At 37.4% G+C, this 18,395-nt stretch carries 21 protein-coding genes and 2 riboswitches; of the genes, 5 read left to right on the top strand and 16 right to left on the bottom strand.

Going from position 1 to position 18,395, the window contains the following annotated elements:
* Nucleotides 1-133: 133 nt before the first annotated feature.
* The 9 genes from J2Z81_RS10610 to J2Z81_RS10570 all read right to left on the bottom strand — a co-directional run bounded on the left by J2Z81_RS10610 (nucleotide 134) and on the right by J2Z81_RS10570 (nucleotide 6,854).
* Nucleotides 134-1,363: an NRAMP family divalent metal transporter gene (locus J2Z81_RS10610; RefSeq protein WP_029268808.1), complete on the bottom strand. Its 1,230-nt coding sequence runs from the start codon at nucleotides 1,361-1,363 to the stop codon at nucleotides 134-136.
* Between the two features lie 57 nt (nucleotides 1,364-1,420).
* Nucleotides 1,421-2,260, bottom strand: a complete 840-nt coding sequence (locus tag J2Z81_RS10605; protein WP_051681440.1) for an NHL repeat-containing protein — start codon at nucleotides 2,258-2,260, stop codon at nucleotides 1,421-1,423.
* 28 nt (nucleotides 2,261-2,288) lie between these two features.
* On the bottom strand, nucleotides 2,289-2,978 hold the full coding sequence (locus J2Z81_RS10600) for a DUF2848 family protein (protein ID WP_226374363.1): 690 nt from the start codon (nucleotides 2,976-2,978) through the stop codon (nucleotides 2,289-2,291).
* 21 nt (nucleotides 2,979-2,999) lie between these two features.
* A complete protein-coding gene (locus J2Z81_RS10595) occupies nucleotides 3,000-3,785 on the bottom strand; it encodes a carbon-nitrogen family hydrolase (RefSeq protein WP_226371317.1) in 786 nt (261 codons plus the stop codon).
* A 22-nt stretch (nucleotides 3,786-3,807) separates the two neighbouring features.
* Complete coding sequence (locus J2Z81_RS10590; protein ID WP_029268800.1) at nucleotides 3,808-4,476, bottom strand: GntR family transcriptional regulator; 669 nt, start codon at nucleotides 4,474-4,476, stop codon at nucleotides 3,808-3,810.
* Nucleotides 4,477-4,573: 97 nt separating this feature from the next.
* On the bottom strand, nucleotides 4,574-5,272 hold the full coding sequence (locus J2Z81_RS10585; protein ID WP_226371316.1) for an N-acetylmuramoyl-L-alanine amidase: 699 nt from the start codon (nucleotides 5,270-5,272) through the stop codon (nucleotides 4,574-4,576).
* 231 nt (nucleotides 5,273-5,503) lie between these two features.
* Nucleotides 5,504-5,818: a DMT family transporter gene (locus J2Z81_RS10580; protein WP_029270522.1), complete on the bottom strand. Its 315-nt coding sequence runs from the start codon at nucleotides 5,816-5,818 to the stop codon at nucleotides 5,504-5,506.
* Nucleotides 5,818-6,177, bottom strand: coding sequence for a DMT family transporter (locus J2Z81_RS10575; RefSeq protein ID WP_226371315.1), 360 nt, complete (start codon nucleotides 6,175-6,177; stop codon nucleotides 5,818-5,820). The genes J2Z81_RS10580 and J2Z81_RS10575 overlap by 1 nt, the downstream gene beginning before the upstream one ends.
* 104 nt (nucleotides 6,178-6,281) lie before the next feature.
* On the bottom strand, nucleotides 6,282-6,854 hold the full coding sequence (locus tag J2Z81_RS10570; RefSeq protein WP_029270526.1) for a TetR family transcriptional regulator: 573 nt from the start codon (nucleotides 6,852-6,854) through the stop codon (nucleotides 6,282-6,284).
* A gap of 222 nt (nucleotides 6,855-7,076) precedes the next feature.
* On the opposite strand from J2Z81_RS10570, the gene J2Z81_RS10565 reads away from it, so the two are divergent.
* From J2Z81_RS10565 to J2Z81_RS10555, 3 genes are all read left to right on the top strand, one after another.
* Nucleotides 7,077-7,535 (top strand): CoxG family protein, encoded by a 459-nt coding sequence (locus tag J2Z81_RS10565; protein ID WP_226371314.1) that lies wholly within the window; start codon nucleotides 7,077-7,079, stop codon nucleotides 7,533-7,535.
* Nucleotides 7,536-7,637: 102 nt separating this feature from the next.
* A riboswitch (SAM riboswitch) is annotated at nucleotides 7,638-7,739 on the top strand.
* 138 nt (nucleotides 7,740-7,877) lie between these two features.
* Nucleotides 7,878-8,057 carry a YezD family protein gene (locus J2Z81_RS10560; RefSeq protein WP_226371313.1) on the top strand — a complete coding sequence of 60 codons (180 nt, stop codon included), beginning with the start codon at nucleotides 7,878-7,880 and terminating at the stop codon, nucleotides 8,055-8,057.
* 10 nt (nucleotides 8,058-8,067) lie between these two features.
* Nucleotides 8,068-8,178, top strand: a riboswitch (SAM riboswitch).
* Between the two features lie 144 nt (nucleotides 8,179-8,322).
* Nucleotides 8,323-8,775, top strand: a complete 453-nt coding sequence (locus J2Z81_RS10555) for an OsmC family protein (RefSeq protein ID WP_226371312.1) — start codon at nucleotides 8,323-8,325, stop codon at nucleotides 8,773-8,775.
* A gap of 109 nt (nucleotides 8,776-8,884) precedes the next feature.
* On the opposite strand, the gene J2Z81_RS10550 is transcribed toward J2Z81_RS10555, so the two are convergent.
* The gene (locus tag J2Z81_RS10550) at nucleotides 8,885-9,775 is read right to left on the bottom strand and encodes a C40 family peptidase (protein ID WP_226371311.1); all 891 of its coding nucleotides are present in this window, start codon (nucleotides 9,773-9,775) and stop codon (nucleotides 8,885-8,887) included.
* 402 nt (nucleotides 9,776-10,177) lie between these two features.
* Here J2Z81_RS10550 and J2Z81_RS10545 point away from each other — a divergent pair, with 402 nt between their 5' ends.
* Nucleotides 10,178-11,344, top strand: a complete 1,167-nt coding sequence (locus J2Z81_RS10545) for an AI-2E family transporter (RefSeq protein WP_226371310.1) — start codon at nucleotides 10,178-10,180, stop codon at nucleotides 11,342-11,344.
* Nucleotides 11,345-11,424: 80 nt separating this feature from the next.
* Here the strand turns inward: J2Z81_RS10545 and J2Z81_RS10540 are convergent, their stop codons facing one another.
* Both J2Z81_RS10540 and J2Z81_RS10535 read right to left on the bottom strand, forming a co-directional pair.
* A complete protein-coding gene (locus tag J2Z81_RS10540; protein ID WP_029270539.1) occupies nucleotides 11,425-12,426 on the bottom strand; it encodes a M28 family peptidase in 1,002 nt (333 codons plus the stop codon).
* Nucleotides 12,427-12,959: 533 nt separating this feature from the next.
* Nucleotides 12,960-13,307 carry a DUF4260 domain-containing protein gene (locus tag J2Z81_RS10535; RefSeq protein ID WP_226371309.1) on the bottom strand — a complete coding sequence of 116 codons (348 nt, stop codon included), beginning with the start codon at nucleotides 13,305-13,307 and terminating at the stop codon, nucleotides 12,960-12,962.
* Nucleotides 13,308-13,556: 249 nt separating this feature from the next.
* On the opposite strand from J2Z81_RS10535, the gene J2Z81_RS10530 reads away from it, so the two are divergent.
* The gene (locus J2Z81_RS10530; protein ID WP_038221268.1) at nucleotides 13,557-14,447 is read left to right on the top strand and encodes a DMT family transporter; all 891 of its coding nucleotides are present in this window, start codon (nucleotides 13,557-13,559) and stop codon (nucleotides 14,445-14,447) included.
* A gap of 147 nt (nucleotides 14,448-14,594) precedes the next feature.
* On the opposite strand, the gene J2Z81_RS10525 is transcribed toward J2Z81_RS10530, so the two are convergent.
* From J2Z81_RS10525 to J2Z81_RS10510, 4 genes are all read right to left on the bottom strand, one after another.
* Nucleotides 14,595-14,756: a hypothetical protein gene (locus J2Z81_RS10525; RefSeq protein ID WP_226371308.1), complete on the bottom strand. Its 162-nt coding sequence runs from the start codon at nucleotides 14,754-14,756 to the stop codon at nucleotides 14,595-14,597.
* An 86-nt stretch (nucleotides 14,757-14,842) separates the two neighbouring features.
* A complete protein-coding gene (locus J2Z81_RS10520) occupies nucleotides 14,843-15,715 on the bottom strand; it encodes a Cof-type HAD-IIB family hydrolase (protein ID WP_226371307.1) in 873 nt (290 codons plus the stop codon).
* Nucleotides 15,716-16,043: 328 nt separating this feature from the next.
* On the bottom strand, nucleotides 16,044-16,859 hold the full coding sequence (locus J2Z81_RS10515; protein WP_226371306.1) for an arylamine N-acetyltransferase family protein: 816 nt from the start codon (nucleotides 16,857-16,859) through the stop codon (nucleotides 16,044-16,046).
* Between the two features lie 165 nt (nucleotides 16,860-17,024).
* Entirely contained in the window at nucleotides 17,025-18,368 is a 1,344-nt protein-coding gene (locus J2Z81_RS10510) for a sodium-dependent transporter (RefSeq protein ID WP_226371305.1), read from the bottom strand.
* Nucleotides 18,369-18,395: the final 27 nt, after the last annotated feature.

Below are 18,395 nucleotides of genomic sequence, written 5' to 3'. Positions count from 1 at the left end.
CAATGGACACCCTTGCTTTCAGCTAACAGTTCCTACTGCCAAGCCTGTAGTGGACTTTCACCACCAAGTTATAGCCCATGCTGGGCGCACTAAAAGAAAAACTGTCCGTAATAATTACGAACAGCTTCTATTTTCACCCCGTCCAAAGCTCTGCAATGCCTTCTAAAGAAAACCAACCAGCGATTAATGTGATAATTACTGCAATAATACCGAATACAATCATCCATGTAGGGTGATGATAGTCCCCAACAATTTCCTTTTTGCGTGATGCAATCAAAATAGATCCTAATGTTAATGGTAAAATTAATCCGTTTAATGAACCGACAATTACTAAGATTGTAACTGGTTTCCCAACAACCGCAAAGACTATTGTAGAAAAAAGGATAAATCCGATGATAATATATTTGTTATATTTTTCGAAGTTTTGATGGAATGAGCGCAAGAAGGAAACACTTGTATAAGCAGATCCTACAACAGAAGTTAATGCTGCGGACCAAAGTACTAAACCAAATATCTTATATCCAACGTCCCCAAGAGCAATTTGAAACACAGATGCTGGTGGGTTGCTGGCATCAAGCTTATATCCAGCTGCTACAACCCCTAGTACGGCAAGGAAAAGGAAAATACGCATGACACCCGTTGTTAAAATTCCGTAATTAGCTGCCCTATTTACGACAGGTAAATTCTCTTTACCATTTACACCAGCGTCAAGTAGTCTGTGTCCTCCTGCAAACGTGATATAACCTCCAACGGTTCCGCCAACTAACGTAATAACAGGTAAAACAAGTGATTTATAATCATCCGGAAAGACACTTTTCACCATTGCTTCAGCTACTGGAGGATTGGTCGTAAGCATAACATATCCAACCATGATTAGCATAATGGAGCCCAAAGTTAAAGCGACAATATCCATGGCTTTTCCAGCATCTTTTAAAAGAAATATGATTACTGCAAGGATCCCAGTGATGATGGCACCTGTTGTGGTCGAAACACCAAATAATACATTAAGTCCAAGTCCCCCACCAGCAACGTTACCAATGTTAAATGCAAGACCGCCTATTACGATTAATATAGCAATAACTGAACCTAGACCCGGTAAAACCAGATTTGCTACATCCTGACCTCGTTTTCCCGAAACAACAAGAATGCGCCAAATATTCAGTTGAGCACCAATATCAATAATAACAGAGGCTAAGATAGCAAAAGCGAAATTAGCTGCAAACTCTTCCGTAAAAACAGTTGTTTGTGTTAAAAAGGCGGGCCCTATTGAGGAAGTTGCCATCAAGAAAATGGCGCCCCATATTAATCGTTTATGCCCTTTTGTTATAATAGGTTTATCAGGTTGCAAATGATTTGAATTCATCTTACTTCCCCCTTTGCAGATATTAAATTTTGCAAATTCAAAATACTTGAAATATATTTATCCTAAATGATTCAAAACTAATTTTGTAATTCCATCTGGAAACATTTCTGCAATATAAATATCCCCTTTGCTATCGACCGTAATCCCATGGCCATATATGCCAAATGTCCGGCATCTACCAATCCATTCACCTTCAGGACTGAACATATTTATACTGGGTGTTTGATCTGTCACATAAATAAGCCCCTCTTTGTCAATCCAAATATCCATCGGGTGATAAACATTCCCAATTTCTTTTAAATAATTTCCATCTTGATTAAAAAATTGAATTCGATTGTTTTCTCGATCTGTCACTAACAAACGACCATAGGAATCCGTTGCAATTGCATGTGGTGTTGAAAAAGCACCATTTTCTGAGCCTCTTTCACCCCAAGTATTCAACCGCTTCCAACTAGGGTCAAAATGATGGACACAGCTATTCCCATATCCATCTGTTACGTAATAATGTCCATTTCTTGTCATCACCATATCAGTTGGATGATTAAAAGGTTCCCCGGGCAAACCCGGGATATGCCTTTCGCCAATAACATCAATTACTTCCCCTTCTTTATTAAAGACAATCAGTCGGTGAAAATCCCGATCTACCACAATGACTCTATCTTCGGGAGTAACGTATAAATAATGTCCATCAGCTATATAATCATTGTCCCAAGCATCAATCAACTCTCCTTCGCTAGTAAATAGAAGTAGAAAAGGACGACTCCGCTGTAGTACAAAAACGTTGTCATGCTGATCCACTTCAATTGCGGAGATACTTTTAATAGAAAGGTGACTAGGAAGACGTCCCCAATCTCGCTTTACCTGATACTTTCTCGGACCAAGCCCAAATACCAACATACCAGAAACACATCCTATTCTATTTTGATTACTCAATAGATTCAGGAAGCACATTCACTTCATACTGATGTTTAATGGATCGATGAAGCACTGGGTCTCTTAATTCAAATTCATATTTATCAGCGAATGCCAATGTATTATCTTCCGTATTAATCGTTGCAGAGAAGAATAAATTTCCATCTTCTTCCACATTTAATTTAGAAAAGTTTTCTTCCCATTGCTCCGGATTTAATAAATCTGCACAGGTGCCTTGTTGATAGATTTTTTTCTCATTTCCAGAAGTAACCCAACAAATAAACTCTAGTTGATCCCAGTGATTTTTAACGTCTTCATATTTCCATACATCTTCTGCAATCACATTCGGATATGCCTGTTTTGACATCGGCACACTGAATGTTTCTAATTTGCGGTCTGTGTGGTCACTGCCGACGGTGACGTATAATTCATTGTTATGCCAAATTAATACATATTCAATCTCCCCGCTTGTTTCCTCATGCTGCACTTGTATATGCTTCGTTGTGGATACAACATAATCGGAAACCGGAAATAAGATAGGTGTTGTTGTCGGTGTAGGTACACCCAATTTTGCTAATTCATCAATATGTTCCTGCACCTTTTCTTGATCACTTCCTGCATATCCAGCGTTAAATACATGATGAACATCTACATCGATTGTTTTATTTTTTCCTTGTACATTTAGTTTTAGTGTATTTTTCATTATCATTTCCCCCTTGTATGATTAATATAGTTCTGGAACTCTGCTTGAAAAAATAGGTACATCTTTTCTAATTTTAGGAACGATATCCAAGGACAGCGTTGTAGAAAGCGTCTCTTCCTTTGAGTCACTGCCAATTTCTAATGGCGTTCCCCAAGGATCAATGATCATCGACGTTCCTGCAAAATCCTCTCCATCATAAGAACCAACACGATTACAAGATACAACGAACATTTGATTTTCAATTGCCCGGGCTAGTTGGAGATGTCTCCAATGGTCTTTTCTCGGGGCAGGCCATTCAGCGACAATGTGCAATACCTGTACACCTTCTAGTGCTAATTTTCTAGCCAGTTCTGGAAATCTCAAATCATAACAAATGATGACTCCCATTTTTACTCCTTCTAGTTCAAATGTTCTTACCTTTTCTGTACCACCCGTGAGGTATTTATGCTCATGGAGCATGGGTACTAAGTGAATTTTGTCATACGTATATACGATCGATCCTTTACGGTCAACTACTACACTTGTATTATAAAATTTTCCGTCTTTTTTGTTTGCGATGGAACCACCGATAATATGAACGTGATGTTTTTTTGCAAGTTCTTGAAGAAAGGATGTCGTAGGTTCACCATTAACATCTGCGAACTCATCTAATTCCGGAAGCGTAAAGGCTGTCGTCCACATTTCTGGAAGAACAAGCACATCCGGCTTTTCGTTTGCCATTGTCTCCTTTGCCCAGTTGTTTACCTTCTCTCTATTCTTCTTGGGGTTACCAGCAATAATATCCATTTGATAAACTGCATATTTCATGATAAAACCTCCCGTTTCGTTTTCATTTATTATCCATAATCTTGTAAGAGTCCATTGTGTTATCTAAGTGGAGAAGTAACTTAGCACTAGCTTGCTCCTTGTTTTTTTCTACAATCGCCTGCACAATATCCTTATGCTCTGTAATCACTTCATTCATTCTGCCTTCTTTTCGTATTGCCTGATATCCAATTAAAACCGTTAGATCATGCAGCTTGCTATAAATTTCCTCAACTAAATTGTAATTGGTATAATGAATGATACAATTATGAAATTCTTGATCTAATTGAATAAATAATTCTCTGTTTTCATGAATAATAGCCTTATCTTGCTGAGAAATAATTTCTTCCAACCTGTTTATTTGTTCATTTGTTACCGTTTTCAAAAACTCCGTTAGTACTTCTTTTTCAATCGCTTTTCTAAGTAAAAATATTTGATTAATTTCTGAATTCGTAAACCCTCTTACTTTCACTCCTTTTCTTGGAACTGCAATAAGCAATCGGTCATAAACCAAGCCTTGAATGGCTTCCCTTACCGGAGTTCTTGAAATACCTAATTCATTCGCAAAATCCTCCTCGGTATAAAATTGATTCTGATTTAGCTTGTTCGATAAAATTGCTGATTTAAGTTCCCTGTACGCAATCTCATAGACTGTTTCTTTTTTAATAGGCTTTCCAAAATTTAATTCACTCATCTTACAATGCAACTCCTATAATGTATTATGTATACATAATACATTACTCTGTATACATTGTAAATAGAAAAGCTTACCAAATGGTAAGACTTTTCCATTATTTCACTCTGATTCGTGTCCCGATCTGCAATCTTTCTGGAATTACGTCAGGATTTAATTGCCTTAATTTTTTTACAGTTGATTGATATTTGATCGCTAAGTTCCAAAAAGTCTCTCCTTTTTGTATTACATGCATTTTTTTACTAGTGCGCTGCTTTAATCCGAGGGCTAACGCTAGTCCTTTTGTATGAGCGAAGGCAAGTGTATTCAAAAAGCCATCGCTTTTTAATTTACGTGCATCAGGCTCGTGATCAATGAATCCATTTTCTGTCAAAATAGCTGTCATCGATGATTCTCTTAACACATGGAAGTTTGCCTCTTTCTTCCCCCTGTCCTGCCATTTTGTACCTACGATTATTTCATCATGCACGTGGTTCCGAAATCGATTGGTGCTACGCTTATCTGCAAATTTCCCATTATAAATATACGATTCAAATCCTGCCCCTCTCCCTGCATTAAGATGAATCGACACAAAGCAATTCGCCCCCCAGTGATTTGCCATATTTGTGCGCTGCTTTAAGGTCAAATATTCATCTTTTGTGCGGGAAAGTTTAATAATTTGTTCCGCATACTCCCGGTTCAAATAATCCCTCATCTTTAGAGCAATCGTCAAGCAAACATCTTTTTCTTTAAGCCCATTACCAATAGCACCCGAATCTGCTCCTCCATGTCCTGCATCAATAAAAATTTTTTTCATCAAAATCCTCCTTTTATAATAGTTTCACTGTTACTATCGAAAGGAGGCACGATTACGGGGCAAATTCATCAACTCATGTTGTGACAAAAGTATTACCCGGGAAATAATATTAACGAAAGCTGTCTATTTTCCGTTCCTATTTATTCGTTAAATCGACAGGAACTTTTTTTGAAGCAAGAAAATGTCGACCTCTTTATCAATAGAGATCGACCTTTTTTAGGTTAATAGATGCTAGGACAAAGCTTTCAACCCAGTCACACCCACTATAATCGCAATTAAACTTATAATCCGAAAGATATTCTTCGATTCACCAAAAAAAATCATATTCATCAATACAGCACCTGCTGTGCCAATTCCGATAAAAACAGAATATGCGACACTCACAAGTAGGTGGGAAAAAGAAACATATAGGAAAGCAAATGAACCACCAAGACCGCCAAAATAGAGTACGCCATTACGAATACTTTTATGCTCACTGAATAACCTTAAACCCAAGACTCCGATCATCTCAAATATCGCTGCAAGTGCAATATACAACCATCCCATTAGTGCATGACCTCCTTACTACCTTCATTGCTTTTATTTTCCGACATTTCGTCAGCCAATTTCAGACCAATTACTCCTAAAACCAATAAAACCATAAACATCATTTTTCCACTTGTTAGATCACCACCGAAAATATACACGTCCATTAGAGCAGTACCCACTGTTCCTGCTGCAGCAAAAATGGCATACACCGTCCCGGTTGGTAACTGCTCACAAGCCTTTGTTAGAAAATGAAGGTCCATTATGATAAAAGTTATTATAAATATCCAATGCCACCATGCATCTGCTATATTAAATCCCAAAATCCAAACAAGTTCAAAAAAACTTGTTAAGAAAACATACATCCAAGCTTTTTTCATCTTCATTCACTCCTTCTTTTATGACTGACGTTCAGTCATTATTAAATAATGAAAGCATGGCGAAATACCATGTAAAAAATCTCTTCAATTAAATTAAAATAAAATTAGCTTTTAAGCGCATGTTTTAAAAAGTCTAAAACTTCTTGTCTCTTTATATTTGCAGCATTATCATCCTGATGGTCATACAAATAAGATTGTTCGGCGGCTGCTTCAATTAATCCTATGAGCAACGTAGCTGTATGCTCTTCATGAACTGTTTCGCGGATAATTCCGTCTGTTTTTGCTTTTTTTAGAAATCCACTCATCCATTTATAATAAGGCTCATAAAGTGTCTCCCATTCTTTTAAGTATTCACTTGACGCTAACCCCGCATAAATCAGAGCGAATATTTCACGGTACTCATTCGTGATATAAAATACAGCATCGACAACTTGCTCTAGTTGACGCGAAAAGGGGGAATCTTGCTGAACTGCTTTTTTAATTTCTTCAAGTGTTTTTTCTACCATTACTTGTGCGATTGAGGGCATGACAGCAAGCTTCGTTGGAAAATACAAATAAAAAGTTCCTTGTGCAATGCCAGCACCTTTTACAATATCAGATACTTTTGCCTTTTCGATACCCTTTTCCTGAAACACATCAATTGCTGAGCGAATAATGTTTTCCTTTTTATTATCCATCAAAACAGCTCCCAACTCATAATGACTGACTGTCATTCATTTTATCCTAATGAGGTATCATTGTCAATATGGTTACAGGTTATAGCCATATATTGCATCCAAAACATACGCTTATTCCATTTTCACAGATGCTTTCTTTGAAAATGTTCTATTCGCTTCCAAGCAGACATATACTCAATGGCAGCAATCAATATGGAACTCAACATCAAGGAGGTATTTTCTGTGCCAAAAGGTCTGCATGATTCAACAATAACCATTCCCATTGACTTTGTTTGGTCTTTTGTTAGTAATATGAATAATTGGGCACCCCTCGTACCCGGTTATATGGAACACGAGATCATTAATGATAGGGAATCAACCTGGAAATTCAAAGGTGACATCGGGATCGTGCAAAAAACCGTCCATCTGAAGATTGAGATTATCAAGTGGGAGGAACCTACGAAGGTCACCTTTCAGTTAACCGGATTAAGTGAAAACTTTAAGGGCAACGGTTATTTTTTAGCAAAAGAATTAAGTGGCCGTGAAACTGAAATAACCGGCTGTCTCGACATAACTGCTAAAGGAATGATGGCACCGGTCGTTAATCCCATATTAAAATCATTCATTCCAAAAACCACAAAAGAGTTTACCGAATCTGTTGTTGATAAAATGGCCAATGACATGCGCATTTTAGTTACATAACGGAGCGTAAAATGCATTCCGTTGCTCATTTTTAAAAGGAATTTGACAAATGGAAAAATTCCATGTATATTATATAAAATGATACAATTTCATATCAAAACTTTCTTATTCAGAGAGGTGGAGGGACTGGCCCCATGATACCTCGGCAACAGGCTATAAGGCACTGTGCCAATTCCAGCAAGTAGCTTACTTGAAAAATAAGAAGAGCAATATAAAAATGGATCTCCACCCTCTTCTTATTTTTAGAAGAGGGTTTTTGTTTTGCTGCTGTTTTGATCTACCGAATCTAAAACGATCGCATAAAAAAAGTCGATTGCTTAATTTAAAAGGAGCGGAACCATGATGAGTAAACTAACGCATTTACAATTTGAACACATCAAAACATCTCTTGAAAAAATGAAATATGGATCCATTATGATTACAGTGCAAAATGGGGAAATTACGCAAATAGATACAACAGAAAAAGTTAAGGATAAAAGACAGCCAGGCATTAAAACAATAAATAAGAACTGGAAAAATTGAATAACGCAGTTTCTTATCAAGAGAGGTGGAGGGAATGGCCCCATGATACCTCGGCAACAGGCTTAAACAAAAGTACTGTGCCAATTCCAGCAGACTATATGTAATGTCTGAAAGATAGGAAGAGGATCAGATTCATGTAAACCTCTTCTTATTCATCAGAAGGGGATTTTTTAATTCCCTTCTGATGAATAAGAAGAGAAAGGCGGTGAGCTTTTAAGATAAACCAAGTATTTTTATCAATATAATCAATGAAGGAGGACTTTTAATGGCTAATACTACATTTATCTCTGAAGTAAAATGGTCTGGTGAAGGAGTATTATCTGTTGCAAATGTCAATGGAAAAGAAGTTATTATTGATGAACCCAAGGAATTGGGTGGTACAGACAAAGGGGCAAATCCGGTAGAATATGTACTTTCTGCATTAGGGGGTTGCATTAATGTGCTTGTGGTCACATTTGCCCAAAAATTTGATGTGGAAGTAAATGGATTAGACGTTCAGCTGGAAGGCGATCTTGATCCCGATGGTTTTCTCGGAATCAATCCTGATGTCCGACCAGGGTACCAGGAAGTTCGCTACAAAGTAAACATTGATTCACCTTCGCCAAAAGAAAATATCGAACAGCTTCTTTCCCATGTAGATGCTATTTGTCCGGTAAAAGATACCTTAGCAGGTACTTCTGTCGTCAATGTGACAAATCAGGCTGCATCAGGCGTATAGAATAAGTAACTTAACTTTATTCTATCCATAAAATCATTAAACTTATATCATATCAAAAAGGACTGCATCGTTTTGACGATACAGTCCTTTATGCATTATTTTGATTGAATTAAAATGATTTAGCTCCGATGTATCTAGGGCCCCAATATGAATCATTCTTATTTGCATATTCCACACCCGTAGCTTCTGTACCAGCATGAATCATTTGGCCATTTCCAACATAGATTCCACTATGAGAAACCCCAGATTTATAAGTGTTTTCAAAGAATACAACATCGCCTGGGCTCGGATTACTTACATGTTGACCACCACTTGCCCACATATCTGCATGAGTTCTACCAACATTTACACCTTCCTGCTTGAGTACATAGGTAACAAATCCACTGCTGTCAAATCCAGCAGGAGTTGTACCTCCCCATACATAAGGTGTTCCTACTAAACTTTGTGCGGTAGAAACAGCGTCGCCAGAACCGGATAATGAAAGAGTTTGTGGTTTTACTTGTTGCTGTGGTGCTTCTTGAATTGTTACATCTTCATCATTCTCTTCTGGTGCATTATTTTCTTCTACAGTTTCATTAGTAGGAGTAGCATTAGAAGGATTTTGATTTAATGCATTAAACGTTGCTGGTCCTGCAATTCCATCAATTTGAATTCCACTGTTTCCTTGTAAATCTCTTACTGCTGATTCTGTAGCTGGACCGTAGATTCCATCAATATTTAGACTGTATCCGAGATTTTGCAATTTAGACTGTAAATCACTAACTGCTGGCCCGCTGTCACCCGGTCTTAACGTTGAAGCATTTGTCTCTTCCGCTTGTACTGCTTCCTGTGCATTGTTTTCTTCTACTTGCGTAGTTTCTGATGTCTGGTTCGCGCTTGTATCGGCAGCAGGGCCTCCGTATGCTAGTACACTTCCAGACATAATTGGTGCTAAAGCAAAAGATGTTGCCAAAACCGTAGTTACAATATACTTCCGAACAGAATATTTACCTTTAAACATTTATGTATCCTCCCATTTTTTACGTATACTATTGGTAGATTTTTACCGTTAGTACATATTCTAGCAAAAAATTCTATTAAAAAGGTTATGATAATAATACGTTTCGGTAACAAAATATGACAAAATGTTACAACTTCAAAAAAAGAGCCCCTATTTGAAAAGAAAATGTAATATTTTATACCTTTATTCGATATCATCCGAAAAAGATTGTCTATCTATGTCATTTAAAAGTAAGTTTTGTTGCTATCAATCGTTTTCCATTTGCCTACTACTTTTCTCTTTCGATCCAAGTAAACGTTCATCCTTTAAATCAACTCAAACAATTCAGAAGTGACATGCTCCGACACTTCATCTATAATATGATTAAGCAAAATGAAACACTCTTGTTAAAAGGTGATATATATGGAAAAGAAATCATTAACCCGATTTATGAAATTTATAGGAAGCAGGGACCTGATTTTTATCCTGATGGTTGTGATATTACTAGGAATAGCGATTTTTATATATAATAAAATTTCCTTTATTTTCTATCCGTTTATTGTCATTATTTCAACGGTAGCTGCTCCCATCATCCTTGCTTTTATTGCTTATTATTTAATGAATCCGATTGTCAATTTGTTGGAGCGTCTGCATGTGAAGCGAATTTGGGGAATTATTATTATTATTTTAGGAATTGCTGGTCTGTTAACAGGTATCATCCTGCTGATTGCCCCGACAATCCAATCTCAGATTAAGGATCTTACCAGTAATTTTCCGAACTATCTTCAGCAAATGAGTGAGGGATTCAGAGGATGGATTAGTCATTCCTTTTTAGGTCCTTTTTACGATGAAGGATATGAATGGGTTGTTACTAACTTAAGTGATCTGACCAGTAAGTTAAGTGAAAATCTCGGTGGTGCAATGGAAGGAATTCGAAATGTTGCAAGCACTGTAACCCATTTCTTTGTTGCAATTTTCACGTTTCCATTTATTCTTTTCTTCCTATTAAAAGATGGAACAAAATTTAAAGAATATTGCCTGCAGTTAATTCCGCCCAAAAACAGGAAGGACGTTAACCAAATTCTCCATAACATGGATGTACAAGTAGGCTCTTATATTCGCGGTCAAATCATTGTTGCTTCTTGCATTGGCATCCTTTTATATATTGGCTATTTAATCATCGGTTTGGATTATGCCATTATCCTTGCATCCATTGCTGCTGTTACCAGTGTTGTTCCTTACCTAGGGCCAATTATCGCCATTTCCCCTGCTATTATTATTGCAATCGTTCATTCACCATTTATGCTACTGAAACTTGCAATCGTATGGGCAGCTGTTCAATTTCTGGAGGGGCATTTTGTTTCACCAAATATTATGGGGCGCACGATGCAAATTCATCCGCTTACCATTATCATTGTTTTACTTGTTGCTGGGAATTTATTTGGAATCGTTGGTGTTATCCTTGGGATACCTGGATATGCTATTTTGAAAGTACTCGTTGTATATCTTTTTGGAAAGTTCAAAATGCGCTATAATAAATATTACGGTGAAAAATACGGCTATTATGAAATGGATAAACATAACACATAGATAGAAAATAGAAAATAACGTCCTTTTCTTCAAAAAGAAATCCGCGGAACTCAATTCTTCCGCGGATTTCTTCTGTTCTCTTATAAAGGACGGTCTTCATATGGTGGCTCAACTGGCTCAGGTGCCACATTTGAATGATCCAGAGCAGGCGTTTGTTTTCTTGCTAGTTGATAGATACTAGCTGAAACGACCTTTGCCACCTCTTCCATTTTCTCTTTGCTGATTTTATCAATTGTGTCTGTTGGTTGATGATATTCCGGCTCTAATGGTGCATAACTAAAAACCGCAGCTGGGATTCCCGCGTCATGGAATGACTGATGATCACTTCTGCCAACTTGTCCATATGTAAGTGAATCACTAACACGCAAGCTTGATGATGCTCCTGTATTTGTTATGATGTTTCGCTCGCCATCTACGGTAAACATGATCATTTCCCCTGCATTTTCACTGCCGACCATATCAAAATTAAACATGCCCATTGAACGATTCTTTTCATCTTCGGTTAATGTAGAAACATAATGCTTCGAACCAAGCAAGCCAAGTTCTTCTGCACCAAATGTCACAAAACGTATTTCAGATGTTGTCGGCATTTTGCTTAGAATTCGGGCTATTTCCATGTTCACCCCTATTCCCGAAGCATTATCACTTGCACCAGGTGATCCAGGAACCGAATCATGATGGGACCCTACGTAGATGATTTCCCCTGTGTCATGATTTTTATGTGCCTTTTTCGTAGCGATCACATTGTGGGAAGTTTTCGTCACAATCTCTCCATCTTCACGTCTTTGAAATTCAAATGGTTGAACTTCCACATCCAGACCATACGATTGATATTGGGATACAATATAATCGATCGCTTCTTTTTCTTCTTTTGTACCTGCCACACGGATACCAATATCAACAGACAGTTCATAAACATGATTATAAATCTTTTCCTTGTCAATTTTTTTAACAATCTTATTATCAAATGCCTGTGATGCTGGTTTGCTCGGTGGTGATGCTTCCACCTTCAGCGTGGTTGGTAATATAACTAGTCCAACCGCAACCAAAATGGTGATGAATAGTTTAGACAATTTCTTCATTCAATCCCTCCCTCATAGCTTAATAGAACATGTCCATCATATCATAAAAAGAATATTTTTAATATTGTTATAATGCTAAATAAGTAGACAATAGAATGAATCTGATCGTTAGAGAAAAGATGCACCGGATTAGGTGGAAAATCCTACTGTTACAACTACAGCTGGGTACTACATGGGCTTGGTAATAATTTTCGTTTATCTAATCACACTTTCAGAAGAAGGTATCGTTATCATTCTTATGTAGTTACCGGCGGCGTATTCCAATTGGTCGGGCTACTCGCAAGCTCGAGCCATTGATAAAAAAGCGAAAAATTTAGTGGGGAACGGTTTAGGAAAGTATAAGAAAGACTAAGTAATAGTTCCAATGTGTTACTTCGGCTTTCTTTCAATAGCTACTGCATGAATAATAAGTTCTATGCCCAAACCAACAGAGACAACATTTGGTAAAATAAACATTAATAGCAAACAGGCTCTACATAACTTTTGTGTTTTTTCTTCATAATGGAATTCCTCTTCATATTAATAACCGTTTATTATACCCGATTGAAATGTGTATCCTTAAATTCACTCGGATATTTGAGTCCGTAACCCAATGTTCGATCCAAACCGATATGAGCGGATAGGATTAAACCTAATGCTAATATCCATTCCAATGATGATATTACTGCGACCATGATCAATATAATGGCTAAAATATATGTATGAAACAAGTTATAACAGATAGAGCCAGTTCGATTATTGACCAAGTAACCGAGCATTGATAAGTCAGGACTAAATAATAACAAAATAAATAAAAGCCAACTAAATTGATTCTCAGAATAAAAATATACACTGATTAGTAGTACAAAAAGCCCTTCCAAATGAAGAAATAATTTAATCAATCGTTTTCCCCCTTTGCAGAATGTAATCTTCCATTCATCTACTATATATAAATACTATATACATGAACTTTCATACTATTAAAATTATAACAGATTAACTGCACCACTTGATTTTATTTTTCGATTCGTAAAAGACTTCCCTAATCTTTTTTTCCTTCAAACCTCCTTCAACCCGCTTCACTACCAAAAGCATCTTTTTTGTATTAAGATAAGACAGGTGAGGAAACATACGATTAATTGGAGGAGCTTATGAGTGACAAAAATAAAGGAATCATCTTGTTATTATTATCAGCGCTGGGATTTGCGCTTATGGCGGCATTTGTAAAGCTGTCAGGCGATGTGCCAACCGTGCAAAAAACACTCTTCCGCAATGCTGTGTCAATGATTATTGCATTCGGCTTTGTGAAGCATTATAAAGAGCGATTGTTTGGGAAACGAGAAAATCAAAAAGCGCTTTTACTACGGTCTTCCCTTGGTGCGCTGGGAATCATTTTATATTTTTATGCCATTGATCATCTTGTTTTGTCTGATGCAGATATGCTCAATAAAATGAGTCCATTTTTGACAATCATTTTTGCAGCCATTTTCTTAAAAGAACATGTAAGACGTTTCCAGATGATTTCGATTATGATCGCGTTTGCAGGAACGCTTTTCATCATAAAGCCTGCATTTAACGTAGATACTGTACCGTATTTGATGGGAATCCTTTCAGCAGTGTTTGCTGCAGGGGCATATACAGTACTGCGCGTACTTGGAAATAGGGAACAATTTTATACCGTAGTCTTTTATTTTTCTTTTTTCACTACGATGATTTTATTGCCATTTGTTATCATTTTTTATGAACCAATGACTGTAAAGCAGTGGATTTATCTACTTGCAGCTGGGGTGTTTGCAACTGTTGGGCAATTTGGAATTACGGTAGCGTACAAATACGCACCAGCGAAAGAAATATCCATCTTCTTCTATTCAACAGTTGTTTACTCAGCTTTGATCAGTATTGTCTTGTTTGGCCAGGTTCCAGATGTCTGGAGTGTGATCGGATATATCAGTATTTTCGGTGCCTCTCTCTACATGTTTATAAAAAATAATCATGACGATAAAAAACTTACAAAGATGATGAAAGAAAAACACCAGCACTAATGGATTGCACCCCAAAAGTTAAATTCTTTTACTCTAACTTTTGGGGCGATCTCCGTGCTGGTGTTTTTTTATCCTTGAGCCTAGCAACATGTTACTTCCTACTTTTCATAATCCTCAACGACCCACGATCGGAAGTAATGTTCTTGCCTATTTAAGTTGCGTAATGGGTTCTTCCGATTTATCAACATTTAGATTCATAACGCTATTATCATGTTCATTATTATGGCCAAGCGCATGTTCATTAAATTTATCCATAAATTCAATCCACTCTTTCTTCGCATCTGGCTGCTTGTTTGTTTTTTCATTCATACTGCATCCACTAGAATAATCGTTAATAGAATACTAATAGAGATTATGTTCTTCATGCATTACATACCTCTTCCTATATTTTATAACTATAACGCTCCTTGTTCCTGAAGCACTTCATCGATTGCTTTTGCCACCCCGTCCTCTTCATTTGTACAAGTCGTATGCGTACAAATTTTCTTTATACCTTGTTCGCCGTTTTCCATCGCTACCGACCTTCCAACAATTTCCAGCATTGACTGATCATTATAATTATCCCCGATTGCCATCGTTTCGTTTAAGTCAATCCCTAATACGTCAGTAAATTTCTTTAGAGCAATTCCTTTTTGTCCATTTCGGTCGGTAATTTCCATATTAAATTTTCCAGATGAAGTTACGATAATCTCTTTGGTCGAATGAAGTTTCTTTTGAATCGATTTTAGTTTTTGCCTATCTTTCGAGAACGATATCATCTTAAACAATTGTATTTCTTCGCGTTGAAAAAGTGCATGAAAGTTATCGACAATCGTTGTATAGCCTTTTTTCAATCGTTCATTCGCCATCGCCCGTATCTCACTTTCTTTAGCTTCTACGTTCATCTGCTGATAAACGTCAATAATGACACGGATGCGTTTCTTGGGATCGATGGTAAATCCCCCCTGATTGGTATGTACTTCCGTATAAATATGTTCATCATCCAGGATATCTATGATATTCGATGCAATTTTTTTATCAAGGGATAAACCGGCAATCAACTCGCCATCAGCTCTTCGCACTTCGGTTCCATTCATACTGATGATGGGGCACGAAAGGTCTGCTTCTTTCAGCATATCTGCTGCTTCTCTATACGCACGTCCTGTTGCAATCACAACTTCGATTCCTTGTGTTTGTGCTGCTTTCATAGCTTGTTGGTTGAGGGGGCTGATTTCCATTTTGTTGTTTAGCAATGTACCATCCATATCAATTGCGATACATTTAATCATCTATTCCACATCCTGTCTCTGCCTATTTGGTCAATCTTTCATTATATGATTCTATTATACAAAATTTAGTATCTATTGCACGCTGCCACTTCAGGTTGATTGATACACATAACGTTAACCATTTATTATTAACAGGATGTAAGAGATCACTTATCATAATGACAGCATCCAGTTTGAGATTACGAATGATGATTGTGTCCGCCTTATGTGAAGCGATTCTTAGTGTGCTCGCCCAACGCACGATTCCGGAACATTTTCACGCGATCTTCCCCATTTATTGCGCGGGTCCCTATTATTTCAAACAAAGTTTTACGCCCATCTAGTGATTTTAGATAGGCTTTTGCTGTTTCTTTTGCTCCACATATTTAACAGCATCCTCATAAACGGACGGGTGAAAATGCTTTTTAATGGTGTTCAATTTTTCTTCTTCAGACGTAAATGGCACTTTCTTCACCGTGCCATCCGACCATTTGCGCAGCAGTCGCTCATCATTGACAGAAATTGTTCCGTCAGGCAGTGTTTGTGCGATTAATAATGATTTATTAAATGGTGATTCGCCATGATGATGAATCATTTTCTTAATTCGGTTAAAATCCTCCCATCCTACAGGTGTTGGAACAAAGGCGTATCGCAGCAGCCAATCCTTTTCACCCATTTTCTCGGAAACAATCGTTCCTCTTTCGGTCGTTTTTGTCCGCAGGCGGAATTTTCCTGCTGGGGACGTGACAACAGGACCGTCCAATTCAAGGGGTGCCATGGATAAATTGTTCCCTGATCCGGAATCAATCACGTACATTTTTCCTTGTTTTTCATAAATATTAATCGCGTGCGTCCGGTCGATAATCCAGCCAGTTTTTGGTGATTCAACGGTTGCAGATGCGAGATAAACATTAAATCCAAGCTCCTTGAGAACCATATACAGTAGTGCATTTAACTCATAACATACCCCGCCGCGCCCGCGTCTCAGCATTTTTTCCGTTATATAGGAAGGTGTGATCGGATTTTCTTTTTCTAATAATACATCCAAGTTTTCAAATGGATATAGGGAAGCAAATATTTCCAATATATAGGTAATACGTTTGAATTCGTCTTTCGTCTGAAAATATCCCTTTTGCTTTAGCAGTGATTCCAGCTTCTCATCCACAGTGCACACCTCCATGCAAATTAATTTTATTATTCAAACAATTGTAACAAAGTCTTGGTTTTATTTCCATGAATGAACTTATCCTGCTGGGGAAGAACGGACGAATCAACATTTCCGCACCAAAAAAACGAACCCCATTTTTTGATGAGATTCGTGGAGTATGATTTAAAATATACCTAAAGAAGACATAAACACAATAATGATTGTAATCGGAATGATCCAGCGCATTAGAAAGCGCCAAGCTTTAAACCATCCCATATTTATGTTGCTTCCTGATTGAAATTCGCTCGCAACAATCGCCTTGTCCATTCGAAACGATATAAATATCGCGATGAGCAAACAACCAAGTGGAAGCAGGATATTACTAACAAGAAAATCAGTTGCATCAAAAACAGATTTTCCAAAAATGGAGACGTCAGCAAGCACGCCAAATGAAAGCGTTGCTGGAATACTTGCCAAAAAGACAATGATTCCTGAAATGACAGCGACCTTTTTGCGTGAATATTTTTTATTCGCTGTAAATGCGGAAATAATAATTTCCAACTGGCTAAAGGATGAAGTTAATGTGGCAAATAGGAACAATAGTAAAAATAAGCTTAAAAAGACAGGGCCTAATCCCATTTGACTGAATACCGTCGGTAGTACAACGAATAATAATCCCGGACCTTCTGTTGGTTCAAGTCCAAAAGCAAATACAACCGGAAAAATTGCCAGTCCAGCAAGTAAGGAAACAATGATATTCAATGTTACAACACTCGATGCAGATGATGGGATGCTTTCGTTTTTACTGAGATAGGAACTATACGTTACCATACAGGAAAAACCGACTGCTAGCGCAAAGAATGATTGACCAAGAGCGTATAATACTCCTTCACCGGTTATATTGGAAAAGTCCAAATTAAGAAAAAATTGAACACCCTCCATCGCCCCATCCAATGTAAGCGAGCGGATAACTAAAATAAGAAAGAAAATAAATAATAAGGGCATTAAATATTTACTTGCCTTTTCGATCCCATTTTTGATTCCAAAGCTTAGTACAATCACATTGATCAATAGAAATATGACGACACCAGTCATCGCTACCCATGGCGTACCAATCACCGTATCAAAAAGCTGTCCATAATCAGCGTGATCCGTAATTATGTTTCCTGTAAGACTTAGCCCAGAGTAGATGATAATCCATCCACCAACAACACTATAAAAAGATAATAATAGAAAACAACCAGCAACACCTAGACGTCCGATGATTCTCCAGGCCGAGTCTGGCGCTAAATGATCATAGGCCGAAACTGCTTCTTTTTTTGCTGCCCTTCCGATAATAAATTCCGAGATAAGCATCGGCAATCCGATAAAGATAGTGAATAGTACAAAAATAAGAAAGAATGCTCCCCCACCATTCATTCCTGTTACATATGGAAACTTCCATATCGCGCCAAGGCCAATGGCGGCCCCGGCAGACGATAGGATAAATCCAATCTTTGATGACCATTGCTCTCTTGAATCTTTCATCTGTTTTCTCCCCTTTTTGTAACAGAT

It is taken from the genome of Virgibacillus alimentarius, assembly GCF_017874635.1.
Lineage (GTDB): Bacteria > Bacillota > Bacilli > Bacillales > Amphibacillaceae > Virgibacillus_B > Virgibacillus_B alimentarius.
Note: the sequence above shows the minus strand (reverse complement) of the source record. Positions and strands in the feature narration are given on the sequence as shown.